This window comes from Variovorax sp. F042 (assembly GCF_057814215.1).
Genome location: NZ_JBVASX010000001.1, coordinates 1157865 through 1172126, shown reverse-complemented (window position 1 = coordinate 1172126; position 14262 = coordinate 1157865). Strand labels below are relative to the sequence as shown.

The 14262-nt window shown below is 66.5% G+C and carries 15 protein-coding genes; 7 read left to right on the top strand and 8 right to left on the bottom strand.

Annotated features, from left to right (window positions below; all coding sequences use genetic code 11):
- Positions 1–16: 16 nt before the first annotated feature.
- The 3 genes from ACZYSP_RS05640 to ACZYSP_RS05630 are packed head-to-tail and all read left to right on the top strand — an operon-like array spanning position 17 to position 2033.
- The gene (locus ACZYSP_RS05640) at positions 17–904 is read left to right on the top strand and encodes a DMT family transporter (RefSeq protein WP_256216675.1); all 888 of its coding nucleotides are present in this window, start codon (positions 17–19) and stop codon (positions 902–904) included.
- Complete coding sequence (locus ACZYSP_RS05635; protein ID WP_093073272.1) at positions 901–1323, top strand: acyl-CoA thioesterase; 423 nt, start codon at positions 901–903, stop codon at positions 1321–1323. The genes ACZYSP_RS05640 and ACZYSP_RS05635 overlap by 4 nt, the downstream gene beginning before the upstream one ends.
- Positions 1324–1334: 11 nt before the next feature.
- Positions 1335–2033 carry a M949_RS01915 family surface polysaccharide biosynthesis protein gene (locus tag ACZYSP_RS05630; RefSeq protein ID WP_489013078.1) on the top strand — a complete coding sequence of 233 codons (699 nt, stop codon included), beginning with the start codon at positions 1335–1337 and terminating at the stop codon, positions 2031–2033.
- 6 nt (positions 2034–2039) lie between these two features.
- On the opposite strand, the gene ACZYSP_RS05625 is transcribed toward ACZYSP_RS05630, so the two are convergent.
- Both ACZYSP_RS05625 and ACZYSP_RS05620 read right to left on the bottom strand, forming a co-directional pair.
- On the bottom strand, positions 2040–3395 hold the full coding sequence (locus tag ACZYSP_RS05625) for a sensor histidine kinase (RefSeq protein ID WP_093073276.1): 1356 nt from the start codon (positions 3393–3395) through the stop codon (positions 2040–2042).
- Positions 3392–4066 (bottom strand): response regulator transcription factor, encoded by a 675-nt coding sequence (locus ACZYSP_RS05620; protein WP_093073278.1) that lies wholly within the window; start codon positions 4064–4066, stop codon positions 3392–3394. The genes ACZYSP_RS05625 and ACZYSP_RS05620 overlap by 4 nt, the downstream gene beginning before the upstream one ends.
- A gap of 141 nt (positions 4067–4207) precedes the next feature.
- Here ACZYSP_RS05620 and ACZYSP_RS05615 point away from each other — a divergent pair, with 141 nt between their 5' ends.
- From ACZYSP_RS05615 to ACZYSP_RS05605, 3 genes are read left to right on the top strand one after another with little or no spacing between them, the layout of a single operon-like run.
- Complete coding sequence (locus ACZYSP_RS05615; protein WP_354338233.1) at positions 4208–4912, top strand: phosphatase PAP2 family protein; 705 nt, start codon at positions 4208–4210, stop codon at positions 4910–4912.
- Positions 4899–5501: a phosphatase PAP2 family protein gene (locus tag ACZYSP_RS05610; RefSeq protein ID WP_354338235.1), complete on the top strand. Its 603-nt coding sequence runs from the start codon at positions 4899–4901 to the stop codon at positions 5499–5501. The genes ACZYSP_RS05615 and ACZYSP_RS05610 overlap by 14 nt, the downstream gene beginning before the upstream one ends.
- Before the next feature lie 46 nt (positions 5502–5547).
- A complete protein-coding gene (locus ACZYSP_RS05605; RefSeq protein ID WP_354338237.1) occupies positions 5548–7299 on the top strand; it encodes a phosphoethanolamine transferase in 1752 nt (583 codons plus the stop codon).
- Positions 7300–7309: 10 nt separating this feature from the next.
- On the opposite strand, the gene ACZYSP_RS05600 is transcribed toward ACZYSP_RS05605, so the two are convergent.
- The 5 genes from ACZYSP_RS05600 to eat form a co-directional block, all read right to left on the bottom strand.
- Positions 7310–7891 carry a peroxidase-related enzyme gene (locus tag ACZYSP_RS05600; protein ID WP_093055598.1) on the bottom strand — a complete coding sequence of 194 codons (582 nt, stop codon included), beginning with the start codon at positions 7889–7891 and terminating at the stop codon, positions 7310–7312.
- Positions 7892–7948: 57 nt separating this feature from the next.
- Positions 7949–9217: an HAD family hydrolase gene (locus ACZYSP_RS05595; protein WP_354338239.1), complete on the bottom strand. Its 1269-nt coding sequence runs from the start codon at positions 9215–9217 to the stop codon at positions 7949–7951.
- A 101-nt stretch (positions 9218–9318) separates the two neighbouring features.
- Entirely contained in the window at positions 9319–10101 is a 783-nt protein-coding gene (gene eutC, locus ACZYSP_RS05590) for an ethanolamine ammonia-lyase subunit EutC (protein ID WP_093055602.1), read from the bottom strand.
- Positions 10098–11492, bottom strand: a complete 1395-nt coding sequence (locus ACZYSP_RS05585) for an ethanolamine ammonia-lyase subunit EutB (protein WP_354338241.1) — start codon at positions 11490–11492, stop codon at positions 10098–10100. The genes eutC and ACZYSP_RS05585 overlap by 4 nt, the downstream gene beginning before the upstream one ends.
- Positions 11493–11505: 13 nt before the next feature.
- Positions 11506–12933 (bottom strand): ethanolamine permease, encoded by a 1428-nt coding sequence (gene eat, locus ACZYSP_RS05580; RefSeq protein WP_093055605.1) that lies wholly within the window; start codon positions 12931–12933, stop codon positions 11506–11508.
- Positions 12934–13103: 170 nt separating this feature from the next.
- Here eat and ACZYSP_RS05575 point away from each other — a divergent pair, with 170 nt between their 5' ends.
- Positions 13104–13472 (top strand): FKBP-type peptidyl-prolyl cis-trans isomerase, encoded by a 369-nt coding sequence (locus tag ACZYSP_RS05575; protein WP_176928807.1) that lies wholly within the window; start codon positions 13104–13106, stop codon positions 13470–13472.
- Positions 13473–13475: 3 nt separating this feature from the next.
- On the opposite strand, the gene ACZYSP_RS05570 is transcribed toward ACZYSP_RS05575, so the two are convergent.
- Positions 13476–14228, bottom strand: a complete 753-nt coding sequence (locus ACZYSP_RS05570; protein WP_097198897.1) for a glucose 1-dehydrogenase — start codon at positions 14226–14228, stop codon at positions 13476–13478.
- Between the last annotated feature and the right edge of the window lie 34 nt (positions 14229–14262).

Below are 14262 nucleotides of genomic sequence, written 5' to 3'. Positions count from 1 at the left end.
GCGGGCTTGGGTCGGCATTGCGGCCGGACTGGCCGCGGGTGCGCTCTGGGGCTTGACCTTCGTGGCACCGCGCATGGTGGGTCACTTCGGCATGGTGGACATCACGGCCTCGCGCTTCGCGGTGTTCGGAGCGATCTCGGCGCTTGCCGTGTTTGCGCGGCCTGCCGCCGTGCGCTGGCCGAACGGGCGGCAGGCGCTCGCGGCGCTGGGGCTCAGCGTGTTGGGCTTTACCGGCTACTACCTGCTGCTGGCCTTCGGCATCGAGGCGGCGGGCACCGAGGTACCCAGCCTCATCATCGGCACGATCCCCGTCTGGATGATGCTGCTGGGCCGGCCCGTCGGCCTGCGGATGCGCGCGCTGCTGCCGGGGCTGCTGCTCACGGGCGCGGGCATCGCGCTGATGATCTACGGCGCATGGTCCGCGCAGCACGGCGCAGGCAGTGGCGGTGCCCGCTTCGGCTGGGGCATCGCGCTGGCGCTGGCCGCAATGGCAAGCTGGACGGTGTACGGCCTGCTCAACGCCGCCTGGCTGCAGCGCCACACCGAGCTCAACGCAACCGACTGGGCCAACTGGCTCGGCGTGGCGACTGGCCTGGGCGCCTTGCTGCTGTGGCTGGTTGCGGGCAGCGACGTGGCCACTCTGAAGGCGCAGCCCGACGGCATGCTGTTCGTGTGGATCGCGCTGGCGAGCGGCTTCGGCTCGTCGTGGCTGGCGACCATCCTCTGGAACGTCGCGAGCCAGCGCCTGTCCGCCAGCCTGTGCGGCCAGCTGATCGTCAGCGAGACGCTGTTCGCGCTGTTCTATTCCTTCGTCTGGGACGGCCGCTGGCCGCAGGCCGCCGAGTGGGCGGCGGCGCTGCTGTTCGTGCTGGGCATCCTCGCATCCATCAAGGCGCACCGATGAGAATCGAAATCCCTGAAAAGAAAAAGCTCGTGTATGAAACGTCGATCCCGATCCGATGGGGCGACATGGATGCAATGGGCCATCTGAACAACGGCACCTACTTTCGCTACCTCGAAACCGCGCGCATCGACTGGATGCACTCCATCGGCTTCGAGCCCGAGCCTGGCGGCGAGGGCATGGTGATCGTCAACGCCTTCTGCAATTTCTACCGCCAGATCGAATACCCGGGCAACGTGCTGCTCAAGATGTACGTGAGCGACCCCGGCCGCACCACCTTCGAGAGCTGGGGCACCATGGCCCGCGAGGAAGAGCCCGACGTGATCTGCGCAGCTGGCGGCGCGACCACCATCTGGGTCGACTTTCCGAAGCAGAAGGCGCTGGCGCTGCCCGATTGGCTGCGCGCGCTGGTGAGCGAGTGAACGGCGGTCCGATGAAGCGGAAGCTCCTGGCGTTAACGCTCCTGGCATTGCTTGTCACCGGCAGTCACGCCCAGACAAGCCTACCCGGCAAGAACGAATGCGCAGCCAATGCGCCGTACGTGAGCGCCGAGGCGCTGAAGCAGGCTGGGCTTGAACTCCCCGCATTCAAGCGCTATTGCTACACCGACAAGTCGGGCAGCTACGTCTTGCTGCTCGGCGAAAAGCAGGACGAGCCATACGACGGGGAACTGCTGTCCTCGGCCATCCAGGCCTCGCTCTACAAGGTGGGCGGCGACAACACCTTGACCCGTGAATGGTCGATCCGCGACTTCGCCAACAAGGACGAGGCCGGCGTCAACTTTCGCTCGAAGCTCATCGAACTCGCGGACATCGACGGCGACGGGCTGGTCGACCCGATCCTCGTGTATCGCTTCTTCAACCCCGTTGACGCCGATCACATCGACAACGACGACTACGTGGGGCGCATCAAGATCGTCGCTTTCCATCTGGGCCGCAAGGCGACGATCCACGCCATCACCGGTCATCTGGACGGCGATCGCAAGACCACCGCCAATGACAACTACTTTGCGTTGCCCAAGCCGGTGCAGCGGCATCTCGTGAAGAAGATGAAGGCGATGTACGACGCCGGGCAGTTCGGCTTCGACAACTCCTATGGCTTTGTGCCGAAGAAGGAAGCTGCCCGGCGCTGAAGAGGCTCAGGCCGGCCGCAGCACGATGCGCGCCTCGAAGCCGTGCGCCGCGCCCAGGGGCGGCGACGAGAGTTCGAGCTTCGCGCCGTGCTTCTCGACGATGGTGCCCACGATCGAAATGCCCAGGCCATAGCCCGCGCGGTCGGAGCTGTGGCGCACGTGGCGCTCGCGCAGGGTTTCGAGCTGCGCGGGGGTAACGCCGTGGCCGGTGTCGCGCACGGCCAGGGTGCAAGGCGACATCACCTCGATGACGACGCGGCCGCCGCCGTAGCGCAGCGCGTTCTCCACCAGGTTGCGCAGGGCAATTGCGAGAGCATCGACGTCGCCGAGGGCCAGTGGCACGACGCTGTCGGGCACCTTGAGCATGAGCCGCTCGGCATTCTGCGGGTCTTGCCAGAACTCCTGCGCCACGGTGCCGGCAAGCTGCACCAGGTCGACCCGCGTGCGCGCGAGCGAGGCGCCCGATTCCGCGCGCGACAGCTGCAGCAGCTTTTCGGTGCGATGGCTGAGAGTGTGCAGCGCATCGAGCGCGGCCTGCACGTCGTTACGCTGCAGGTCGTGCTCCAGCGCGGTCTGCAGCCGCAGGCGGGCGGCGGCGAGCGGCGTGCGCAGCTCGTGCGCGGCATTGGCCGCCAGGGCGCGCTCCACGTCGAGCGAGTGAGACAGCCGCTCCAGCAGCCGGTTGACGTGATCGCCGACAGTGCGCAACTCCTTGGGCAACCCGCCGGGCAGGGCGATCGGGCTCAGGTCGGCGCCGCTGCGCTTCTCGATCTCGCCGGCCAGATCCTGCAGCACCCGCAGCTCGGTGCGCGCCACGTTGCGCAACACCAGCGCAAGCAGCGGCAGCACTGCGCCGAGCGGAATGATCAGGCCGAAGAGCGTGCGGTTGAGGGCGTGGCGGCGTTCGTCGAGCGGGTCCGCCACCTGGAAGAACAGGCCCAGCGTCGGGTGTCGCACGGTGTAGATGCGCCAGGTCGGGTTGTTCGCGAAGCCGGCGGCCAGCGGCACGTCGAAGGTGTCCGCGGGCGCCTCGGCGGAGCGCAGCATCACATGCTCGTGCAGATCGACGATCTGGTAGATCACCGCGTCTTCCGAGAACAGCTGCTTGGGCGCGATCAGCGGTTCGCGCGGCGGCTCCTGGCCCGGGTGCTGCAGCTTTTCCAGTTCCTGCACCGCCATCGCGAACATGCGGTGCGAGACCTCGACCAGTTCGTTGTCGAAGTTGTGGTTGATCTCGCGGTCCACATACCAGACCACGGCGAACACGCACAACAGCCACACGCCGCCGACCCAGATGATCAGGGTGCGGGTCAGCCGGCCGGCGAGCGAGTCGCGGCCGGCCGCGAAGCTGGAGGCACTCATTCGTCGTCGTCCGCGGAGAACGACAGCCGGTAGCCGAGGCCGCGCAGTGTCTGGATGTGGCTGCGTCCGAGCTTGCGCCGCAGGCGGCTGATGAAGACCTCTAGCGTGTTGCTGTCGGCCTCGTCGCCGAAGCCGTACAGCGCATCGGCGAGGTTCTCGCGCGTGTGGATGCGCTCGGGCCGCGTGGCCATGACGCGCAGCAGCGCCCATTCCTTCTGCGTCAGCGTGATCGGCGAGCCGTCCTTGCGCACCATGTCGTGCGCCAGGTCGATCTCGAGCGTGCCGAGGTGCAGCACCGGCGAACTGCTGGAGCTGCGGCGCCGCTCGACCGCGCGCAGGCGTGCAAGCAGCTCGGCGGGGTCGTAGGGCTTGATGAGGTAGTCGTCGGCGCCGGCATCCAGGCCGCGGATGCGGTCTGTTACCTGGTCGCGCGCCGTCAGCACGATGACGATGGGGCGCTCGGGCAGGGCGCGAATCTGCGGCAGCAGCGAGAGGCCGTCGCCGTCGCCCAGGTGCAGGTCGAGCAGCACGGCTGCGTACTGCACCGAGAGCAGGGCGCCGCGCGCGTCGGCCAGGCTGGGCGCCACGTCGACCACGAAAGCCTTGGCCAACAGATAGCTGCAGACGGCATCTGCCAATGCACTGTCATCTTCGACCAGCAATATGCGCACGCATGTCTTTCCAAGAAAAATTGCAGTCTAGCGTCACCGAGTTGCACCGGGCCTTTCAGTCAGGTTCGGTTCATCTTGCTTCAGGCTCGGTTCATTCCGCAAACGTAGGCTCGCGACTGTTTTTCAGTCCTGCCTTCGTCCATGACTCGTTTTCCCAATTTTCGTCTGGGGGTTCTGACCCTTATCGCACTGGTTGCACTGATGGCGTGGGACGCGACGGGCGGGGATCTGATGCTGGCGCGCATGGCGGGTTCCCATATGGGTTTTCCCCTGCGCGAAAACCCTTTCATGGTTCATGTCATGCATGAAGGCGCCCGCAATCTGAGCTGGGTGCTCGTGATCGCGCTGTTCGCCGCGATCCGGTGGCCGCTCGGCCTGCTGCGCCGCCTGAGTACAGGCAGCCGTGCCCAGTTGGCCCTGACCGTGCTGCTCTCGGTGATTGCGGTCAGCCTGCTCAAGCATGCCAGCCACACCAGCTGCCCTTGGGATCTGCAGGAGTTCGGCGGCTTGGCGCGCTATGTGTCTCACTGGTCGTGGGGCGTCGACGACGGCGGGCCCGGCGGGTGCTTCCCGGCCGGCCATGCTTCGGCGGCCTTTGCCTATGTGGGCGGGTATTTCGTGCTGCGCCGGGTGTCGTCCCGCGCTGCAGCAATCTGGCTGGGGGCGGCGATGGTTGCAGGGCTCGTGCTGGGTGTGTCACAGCAGCTGCGCGGCGCCCACTACATGAGCCACACGCTCTGGACGGCCTGGGTCTGCTGGGTTGTGGGCTTTGCCATCGAGGTGGGAGTAACGCGCTTCGGCTCGCGCGCAGTGAGGCCGGCGGTGCCCGCACATGCAGGACCTTGATTTCGCGCTGTTCAGGCTGATCAACGCGGGCATGTCGGTACCGGCACGGAGCCTGGGCTTCGCAGAGTTCTCCTCCAACCTGCTGCCTGCTCTGTTGACGCTCGCCATCGGGGTCTGCGCATTGTTCAGCCGGCGCTGGCGCTATGCGCTGTTCACGGTGCTGATGAGTGTGCTGGCCGTGTGGCTGATCGTGAACATGATCCGTGCGGTGGCGCCGATTCCCCGGCCTGCGTTCTATGGCCTGGGCATCCAGTGGGTTCCGCAGGGCGTGCGGCCCGGTTTCCCGAGCCTGCATGCGGCCGGCACCTTTGCCGCGGCCTTTGCGCTCTGGTGCCTGCCTTCCCGCTGGCCCATGCTGGCGGCGCTGCTGGTGGCCGCCGTGGTGGCGTGGAGCCGGGTGTACCTGGGCCTGCATTTCCCCTCCGACATCGTGGCGGCGGCGATGCTGGGCGCGGTGGTGTCGATCATGGTGGAACGCGGCATCAGTCGGCCGCTGAGCCTGGCCGTTTCCAGCGGTGCTTTCGTGACGCGGCGGCGCGCGAGGATGAGGATGCTGAGGATGCGCAGGGCCAGCCTGAACACTGACTGAATAGTCAGTTCAGGCTCCCTTCAGGCGGGTTCGTTACATTCGGCACATGTCTGTTTCGCGAATCGCTCCCGCCCCATTGCAGCGGGTGGGTACTTCTGACTCCAAAACGCCACACTCGCCTGCCTCCGGCAGCCCGTGGGTGCGCTTCAATCTCTGGCTGGAGCGGCCGCGTTCGGCCGCCGTGGTCGTCCTGTGGCTCAGCCTCTACCTCGTCCTGACCACCAACTGGCCGCTGTGGAACGAGTTGGCCCGCATCGGTGGTGCGCCGAGCACCTACATGACGACCATCGTGGTCATGAGTCTGCTCACGCTGTGCGGCTCGGCGGCCATGTTGTCGCTCACCGCCTGGTCCCGCTGGATGAAGCCGCTGTGGCTCGCCGTGGTCGTGCTGGCCGCGGTGGTGCAGCACTACATGCTCGAGTACCGCGTGGTGATGGACCCGACCATGATCGCCAACGCGCTGCAGACCGACCCGAACGAGGCGCGCGACCTGCTGAGCTGGCGCATGGCCTTCAACGTGGGAGTGGTGGTGCTGCCTGCGGCCTGGTTGCTGTGGCGGGTGCCCGTCGCGCCGATGGGCATTCTGTCGAAGCTATGGCGCAACGTGGCGCTGTTGCTGCTGTCGGTGGTCGTGGCGCTCGGCGCGGCGGTGTCCATGAACCGCGAGCTGGCGCCGCTGATGCGCAACAACGTTCATCTGCGCTACATGATGAACCCCATCGCAACCCTCTATTCCACGGGTGCGCTGCTCATCAAGCCGCTGTTCAAGCGCAGCGGCAAGCTGATTCCGATCACCGCCGGCACGGCGCTGGGCGCGAGCTATGCGGCCCAGACCAAGCCGCCGCTGTTCGTGGTGGTGGTGGGCGAGACGGCCCGCGCCGACCATTTCGCCCTCAACGGCTATGCGCGCGACACCACGCCCGAGCTGGCCAAGCGCGGCGTGCTGAGCTACCGCGACGTGCATTCCTGCGGCACCAACACGCTGGCCTCGGTACCGTGCATGTTCTCGCCGCTGGGCAAGCAGGGATATGAGTCACGCAAGGACGACTACGAGAACCTCGTCGACGTGTTGCAGGCCGCCGGGCTGGCCGTGTTCTGGCTCGACAACCAGGCTGGCTGCAAGGACGTCTGCACCCGCGTGCCGAATGCCTCGGCCTTCGACGGCCTCGATGCCGCCACGAAGAAGGCTCTGTGCGACGGCGACGAATGCCTCGACGACGTGATGCTCAAGGGCCTGGACGAGCGCATCGCCGCATTGCCGGCCGAGCGCCGCGCCAAGGGCATCGTGCTGGTGATGCACCAGATGGGCAGCCACGGCCCGGCCTACTACAAGCGCTCGGCGGCCGATGTGAAGCGCTTCCTGCCCGAGTGCAAGACCAATGCGCTGGCCGAGTGCGGCCACGCCGAGTTGATGAACGTGTACGACAACTCGATCGTGCAGACCGACCGCTTCCTCGGCCAGACCATCGACTGGCTCAAGGCGCAATCGAAGCAGTACGACCCGGCCATGCTGTACGTGAGCGACCACGGCGAGTCGCTCGGCGAGTACGGCCTGTTCCTGCACGGTGTGCCCTACAGCTTCGCGCCCGAGGCGCAGAAGCACGTGCCCATGGTCACGTGGTTCAGCGAAGGCATGAGCGAGCGGCGCAAGCTCTCGCGCTCGTGCATGGAGGCGGGGCTCGATGCGCCGCTCACGCACGACAACCTGTACCACACGGTGCTCGGCGTGATGGACGTGACCACGCCCACCTACAAGCCGGCACTGGACGCGCTCGCGTCCTGCCGCAACAAGGCCTGAGCGGGCCCGACTACTTCTTCTCGCGGGGCAGCCGCCCCATGAGGAAGAACTCGTTGTTCGGCTGCATGCCGCTAAAGCTGGCCAGGCGATTGCTCAGGCCGAAGAAGGCGGTGATGGCCGCGATGTCCCAGATGTCCTCATCGTCGAAGCCGTGGGCGTGCAGCGGCGGAAAGTCGCTGTCGTCGATCTCGTGCGAGCGGTCGCAGACCTTCATTGCAAAGTCGAGCATCGCGCGCTGGCGCGGCGTGATGTCGGCCTTGCGGTAGTTCACGGCCACCTGATCGGCCACCAGCGGCTTCTTCTCGTAGATGCGCAGCAGCGCGCCGTGCGCCACCACGCAGTACAGGCACTGGTTGGCCGCGCTGGTGGTGGTGACGATCATCTCGCGGTCGCCCTTGGTGAGCGAGCCTTCTTCCTTGAGCATGAGCGCGTCGTGATACGCGAAGAACGCGCGCCACTCGGCGGGGCGGCGCGCCAGGCCGAGGAACACGTTGGGCACGAAGCCGGCCTTTTCCTGCACGGCGAGGATCGCGGTGCGGATGTCCTCGGGCAGGTCTTTCAGTTCGGCAAGGGGGTAGCGGGCCGTTGTCATGTTGTCTCCTGGTGTTCGATGCCAGGATCATAGGCAACCGCCCGCGGTGCGCCGCGTTTACTTCAGCGCCTTGCCCTGTGCTGCACCCAGCGGCGTGTGCAGCTGCGAGGGTACCCACGAGCCCGTGTTGTCGTCGCGCCCCTGCAGCAGGTAGCGCGTGTCGGCCTTGCCGTAGTTCTGCACTGCCATGGCCGAGAACTTGCCGATGTCGGTCTTCGGGTCGCGCAGGCGATTGACGATCAGCACCTTCTTCGTGTCTGCAAAGTCGGCCATCATGTTCTGGTCGCCTTCGCTGTCGCCGGCCACGAAGCTCGGGCCGTAGCCGTACTTGCTGACCAGGAAGCGCTGGATGTTCTTCGTCTTGCCCGGGCCCTGCGTCTGGTCGTAGCCGCGCCGGAACTCGGGCTGGATCACGCCGCTGGCATCGCGCTCCAGCTCCATTGCGAGCACGCGCTCGGGCGGGTTGTTGTAGCCGAAGGCGGGGTTCGACGAGATCTCCTTGATCACATCGACGAACGACGCCGAGCACACCCACACGTCGAAGCCCGCGTTGCGGAAGGCGGCATACAGCTCCTGCATTTCGGGCTGCAGGCGCAGGCCGTTCTTCCAGCTCACCGAGACCACGCCCGCGCGGCCCGACAGCGCGGTGGGCGAAGTCCACTTGACCTTGGCGACCGGCTCCTTCAGCTGCCACGCCACCGTGTCGGCCGTGAGCTTGCGCACCTGCGCCTCGTTCATGCCGGCGAAGAGGTACGTGACCCACGGGTAGGCCGTGTCGTGGTCGAAGGTGTCGCCGATGGCTTCGTACAGGTAGCGCACCTTGGTGGTGAATGCGCCGTAGTGCGGGCTCAGTGCCACCACGGCCAGCGACTGGTCGCCCTTCAGGCCCCTGTAGTTCTGGTAAAGCCATGTGTAGCTCGCGACGATGTCGGGCACCACGCGGTCGATGTTCACCGGTTGGCCGGCCGCGTTGTTGTACGCGGGCAGGAAGTCTTTCTTCGGGATGTTCTTGCGCAGCGCCACTTCGAGCTGCGCGGGCGTGGCACCGAAGACGAGGTTCTCGAGCTGGTAGATGAGCGAGGCCTCTTCGATGTCGAGGAAGACGCTGGTGTTGTCCCAGTCGAATACCACGTACGGCCGCTTCGCGGCGTTGTAGCCCGGGCTGCCCTTGCCGAGGCTGGCGATCAGGCTCTCGATCTGTGCGCGGTTGAAGGCATCCCAGTGGCCGGGCGAAAGGGCCGGCCCCGCCGAGGACGACAGGCTGGCACAGCCGGCCGCAGCCATCGCAGCGGCAATTGGCGAGAGAAGAAGGAGGCGACGTTGCATTGCTTTTTTCCTGTTTGAGTGCATGCGTTGGACAAAAAAAGACGATGACGAGCGTACGAAGCGCTCGTGACAGTTCCGGCGTTGCCGCTTGTGGGTTGTGCTCAGCGCGCGAGTGATGGCGCCTGGCGCTGTTCGAGCACCGCGAGATCGCTCTCGTCCTTGAGCCCGATGCCGGTCAGCCCCCTGCGCAGGGACTCTCGCATCAGCCATGCCAGCTTGAACGCGGCCACTTCGTAGGGCAGGCCTTCGGGGCGCACGTTCGAGATGCAGTTGCGCTCGGCGTCGTGCCGGCCGCGCTTTGGCGAATGGGTCAGGTAGATGCCGAGGCTGTCGGGCGAGCTGAGGCCGGGGCGCTCGCCGATCAGCATGACCGAGAGCGCCGCGCCGAACAGTTCGCCCACTTCGTCGGCCAGCGCCACGCGCGCCTGCGTGGCGATGACCACGGGGGCAAAGCTCGTGTCGGGCGGCAGGTGCGATCGCAATGCCGCGAGCAGCGGCACCGTATGACGCGCCGCCGCGAGCGAGGAGAGCCCGTCGCCGACCACCACGCAGACATCGCAGCCGTAGCGCCGGTCGCCGAGCAGGCGCGTGGCTGCGTCTTCATCGAGCTGGCGGCCGAGATCGGGCCGGCGCAGGTATTCGGTGCGGTCCGCGGCGCGGCTGCGTGCGCGCGCCACTTCCCAGCGCTGCGCGGTCAAGGCGGCTTCGAGCGCATCGACGTCGAGCGCGGCGTGGATCGCGTCGCGGGCCATCGCATGCGCCCATCCGAAGCGCAGTGTCTCGTCGGTCGGCATGCCGGCGCCGGCGCGGCCCAGTGCCAGCCGCGCGGGCGTGGCCGAGCGCCATTGCGCCCAGGGGTTGGGGGTGACCGGTGAATCGCTCATGACGCGAGTGCGGACAGCCCGCTCATGTCGGCCAGCAGCCGGTTGGAAGAGGGCGGTGCCAGCTGGCCGGCCGCATTGGTGATCTGCATGCGCTGCAGCCACGCTTCGAACTCCGGCGCACGCTTCAGGCCCAGTGTTTCGCGCAGGAACAGTGCGTCGTGGAAGGAGGTGCTCTGGTAGTTGAGCATCACGTCGTCCGCGCCCGGGATGCCCATGATGAAGTTGATGCCCGCCGTGCCCAGCAGCACGAGCAGCGTGTCCATGTCGTCCTGGTCGGCCTCGGCGTGATTGGTGTAGCAGATGTCGCAGCCGATGGGCAGGCCCAGCAGCTTGCCGCAGAAGTGATCCTCGAGACCGGCGCGGATGATCTGCTTGCCGTCGTACAGATACTCCGGCCCGATGAAGCCGACGACAGTGTTGATGAGAAAGGGCTTGTAGCGCCGCGCCAGCGCATAGGCGCGCGCCTCGCAGGTCTGCTGGTCGACGCCGAAGTTGGCGTTGGCCGAGAGCGCGCTGCCCTGGCCGGTCTCGAAGTACATGACGTTGTCGCCAATGGTGCCGCGCTTGAGCGACAGCGCCGCCGCGTAGGCCTCGTCGAGCAGCTCGGGCGTCACACCGAAGGAGAGGTTCGCCTTCTCGGTGCCTGCAATCGACTGGAACACCAGGTCCACCGGTGCGCCGGCTTCGGCCAGCTTGAGCGTGTTGGTCACGTGCGTGAGCACGCAGCTCTGCGTGGGAATCTCGAAGCGCTGGATCACCTCGTCGAGCATGCGCAGCAACTGGCCAAGCACCGGCATGCTGTCCGAGGCCGGGTTGAGGCCGATCACCGCATCGCCCGCGCCGTAGAGCAGGCCGTCGAGCGTGGAGGCCGCCACGCCGCGCAGGTCGTCGGTCGGGTGGTTGGGCTGCAGGCGCACGGCCAGGTGGCCGGGCAGGCCGATGGTGTCGCGAAAGCGCGTGACCACGCTGCACTTTTTTGCGACCGACACCAGGTCCTGGTTGCGCATGATCTTGGACACGGCCGCCACCATCTCGGGCGTGAGGCCCGGCGCTAGCGCGGTGAGCGTGGCGGTGGTGGCAGCCTCGGACAGCAGCCAGTTGCGAAAGTCGCCGACCGTGAGGTGCGACACCGGCGCGAAGGCCTGCGCGTCGTGGCTGTCGATGATGAGGCGCGTGATGTTGTCGCTCTCGTACGGAATCAGCGCTTCAGAGAGGAACTGCTTGAGCGGCGTGTCGGCCAGCACATGGCGCGCGGCCATGCGCTGCTGCGCGGTGGCCGCGCCGATGCCCGCGAGGTAGTCTCCCGAACGCGCGGGGCTCGCGAAGGCCATGACCTGCCGCAGGTCTTCGAAGGCGAAGACCTGGTCGGCGATGGTGGTGCGATACAGCATCTTTCTTCAGGTGTCAGGCGGAGGTCGTCGAAGAAGACAGCATCTCGTCGGGCGCGGCCGCCTTGCGCTGCGCTGATGTCAGCAGGAAGTAGCCGTATGCCGCGGCCATCAGCACGATGAACAGCAGCGTGAGCATGCCGTTGAACCACACCATCGCACCCAGGCACACCACGCCGAGCCCGAGCGCGATGGCCGGGAACACCGGGTAGAAGGGCGCGCGGTAGGTGCGCAGCAGGTTCGGCTCGGTGCGGCGCAGCTTGAACAGCGCGGCCATCGAGATCAGGTACATCACGATGGCGCCGAGCACGGCCATGGTCACGATGTTGGCGGTGAGCGTCTGGCCGCCGAACTGCACCCACTCGTCGCTGAAGATGGCAATGACGCCGATCACGCCGCCGGCCAGCAGCGCGCGGTGCGGCGTGTCGAAGCGCGGGCTCAGGCCGGCGAAGTAGCGCGGCAGGTATCCCGCGCGCGCCAGCGCGAAGATCTGCCGCGAGTAACCCATGATGATTCCGTGGAACGAAGCGATCAGCCCGAAGAGGCCGATCCACACCAGCATGTGCAGCCAGCCACTGTTATCGCCCACCACCGCCTTCATGGCCTGTGGCAGCGGGTCGTTGATGTTGGCGAGCTTGCGCCAGTCGCCCACGCCGCCCGCGAAGATCATCACGCCGAAGGCCAGCACCACCAGCGTGACGATGCCCGTGGTGTAGGCGATGGGAATGGTGCGGTGCGGGTCGCGCGCCTCTTCGGCGGCCATGGCCGCGCCCTCGATGGCGAGGAAGAACCAGATCGCGAACGGTATGGAGGCGAAGATGCCCGAGATGGCCGCGCCGTTCAGCACGCTGCCACCAGCCCAGCCGTTGGCCACGAAGTTGGCCATGGTCCAGCCCGGCGTGACCACGCCCATGAACACCAGCAGCTCGACGATGGCCAGCACCGTCACGAACAACTCGAAGGCCGCCGCTATGCCCACGCCGACCCAGTTGAGCGCGATGAAGATCACGTACGCGCCCAGGGCGAACCACTTCGGGTTGATGCCCGGGAACTGCACGTTGAGGTACGCGCCGATGGCCAGCGCGATGGCCGGCGGCGCGAAGACGAATTCGATCAGCGTCGCAAAGCCCGCGACAAAACCGCCGTTGGGTCCGAAGGCGCGCCGCGCATAAGCAAAAGGACCACCCGCATGCGGAATGGCTGTGGAGAGCTCGGTGAAGCTGAAGATGAAGGTGGTGTACATCGTGGCCACCAGCACCGTGGCAACCAGGAAGCCGAGCGTGCCGGCCGTGTTCCAGCCGTAGCTCCAACCAAAGTACTCACCCGAGATGACGAGGCCCACCGCAATGCCCCAGAGTTGCACGGGGCCGAGCACTTTCTTGAGATGGCCGGTGCCTGTGTGGGCCGGCGCTGCTGCGCCTGTGCTGGCTTCGGTGGAGTTCATGCGGCTTCCTCTCTGCGTGAATGTTGACAGTGCACATTCAGCAAAGCAAGGGCCGTTCCAACGAGGCCGGCATGGGCCGATATGGGCCGCTGGCCATAATCGGGGCCTCTCAACCTTCGAGGTGTTTTGTGAAGTCTCTTTTCTGTGCCGCTCTCGTGTCCGTCTTTGCAATGCCCGCCGCGTTCGCGCAATCTGCGCCCGTGACCACGCCAAGCGGCCTGATCTACCAGTCGATCAAGGAAGGCACCGGCGCTTCGCCCGCGGCCACCGACGTGGTCAAGGTTCACTACCGCGGCACCTTCCCCGACACGGGCAAGGAATTCGACAGCTCCTACAAGCGCGGCGAACCCACCGAGTTCCCGCTCAACGGCGTGATCCCATGCTGGACCGAAGGCGTGCAGAAGATGAAGCCCGGCGGCAAGGCCAAGCTGACCTGCCCACCGTCGATTGCCTACGGTTCGCGCGGCGCGGGCGGCGTGATTCCGCCGAACGCCACGCTGAATTTCGAAGTGGAGCTGGTGTCCGTCACCAAGCGCTGATCGTCAGATCTGCGCCATGCCGCCGTCGACGAACAACTCGACGCCGTTGACGAAGCTGCTGTCGTCGGAGGCCAGGAACACCACGGCCTTGGCGATTTCATCGGGCGTGCCGACCCGGCCCAGCGGGATGTTCTGGGTTTGTCCCTCGACGAAGCCCTGCACCTGCTCCGCCGTGAGGCCCAGCAGGTCGTAGGCGGGGGTCGGCACCACGCCCGGGCTCACGGCGTTCACACGGATGCCGGCGTCCTTCAGGTCCACCGTCCAGCTGCGCGCAAAGCTGCGCACCGCCGCCTTGGTCGCGCTGTAGACGCTGAAGGCCGGGTTGCCCTTGATGCTGGTGATCGATGCGTTGAGCACGATCGACGAGCCCTTGGGCATCAGCGGCAGCGCCTTCTGCACCGTGAAGAGCAGGCCGCGCACATTGGTGCCGAAGATCTTGTCGAAGTGTTCCTCGGTGATCTGCCCCAGCGGCAGCAGGCTGCCGCCGCCCGCGTTGGCGAACAGCACGTCGAGGCGGCCTTTCTCCTGCTTGATGGTGGCGTAGAGCCGGTCGAGGTCTTCGAGCTTCGACACGTCGCCGAGCACGCCGGTCACGTTGCGCCCGATGGCCTTCACGGCCGCGTCGAGTTCGGCCTTGCGGCGGCCGGTGATGAACACGTGCGCGCCTTCGGCCACGAAGCGTTGCGCGGTGGCCAGGCCGATGCCGCTGGTGCCGCCGGTGACGAGGGCGATCTTGTCGTCGAGCTTGAGGGTCATGGTTTCTTCCTTGGTGGTTGCTGCAATGCAGCGT

Excerpts from the sequence above, each read along its gene's own strand:
- ACZYSP_RS05635 (WP_093073272.1), top strand. The coding sequence starts at position 901 with ATGAGAATCGAAATCCCTGAAAAGAAAAAGCTCGTGTATGAAACGTCG.
- ACZYSP_RS05630 (WP_489013078.1), top strand. The coding sequence starts at position 1,335 with ATGAAGCGGAAGCTCCTGGCGTTAACGCTCCTGGCATTGCTTGTCACC.
- ACZYSP_RS05625 (WP_093073276.1), bottom strand. The coding sequence starts at position 3,395 with ATGAGTGCCTCCAGCTTCGCGGCCGGCCGCGACTCGCTCGCCGGCCGG.
- ACZYSP_RS05615 (WP_354338233.1), top strand. The coding sequence starts at position 4,208 with ATGACTCGTTTTCCCAATTTTCGTCTGGGGGTTCTGACCCTTATCGCA.
- ACZYSP_RS05610 (WP_354338235.1), top strand. The coding sequence starts at position 4,899 with ATGCAGGACCTTGATTTCGCGCTGTTCAGGCTGATCAACGCGGGCATG.
- ACZYSP_RS05605 (WP_354338237.1), top strand. The coding sequence starts at position 5,548 with ATGTCTGTTTCGCGAATCGCTCCCGCCCCATTGCAGCGGGTGGGTACT.
- ACZYSP_RS05600 (WP_093055598.1), bottom strand. The coding sequence starts at position 7,891 with ATGACAACGGCCCGCTACCCCCTTGCCGAACTGAAAGACCTGCCCGAG.
- ACZYSP_RS05595 (WP_354338239.1), bottom strand. The coding sequence starts at position 9,217 with ATGCAACGTCGCCTCCTTCTTCTCTCGCCAATTGCCGCTGCGATGGCT.
- eutC (WP_093055602.1), bottom strand. The coding sequence starts at position 10,101 with ATGAGCGATTCACCGGTCACCCCCAACCCCTGGGCGCAATGGCGCTCG.
- ACZYSP_RS05585 (WP_354338241.1), bottom strand. The coding sequence starts at position 11,492 with ATGCTGTATCGCACCACCATCGCCGACCAGGTCTTCGCCTTCGAAGAC.
- eat (WP_093055605.1), bottom strand. The coding sequence starts at position 12,933 with ATGAACTCCACCGAAGCCAGCACAGGCGCAGCAGCGCCGGCCCACACA.
- ACZYSP_RS05575 (WP_176928807.1), top strand. The coding sequence starts at position 13,104 with ATGCCCGCCGCGTTCGCGCAATCTGCGCCCGTGACCACGCCAAGCGGC.
- ACZYSP_RS05570 (WP_097198897.1), bottom strand. The coding sequence starts at position 14,228 with ATGACCCTCAAGCTCGACGACAAGATCGCCCTCGTCACCGGCGGCACC.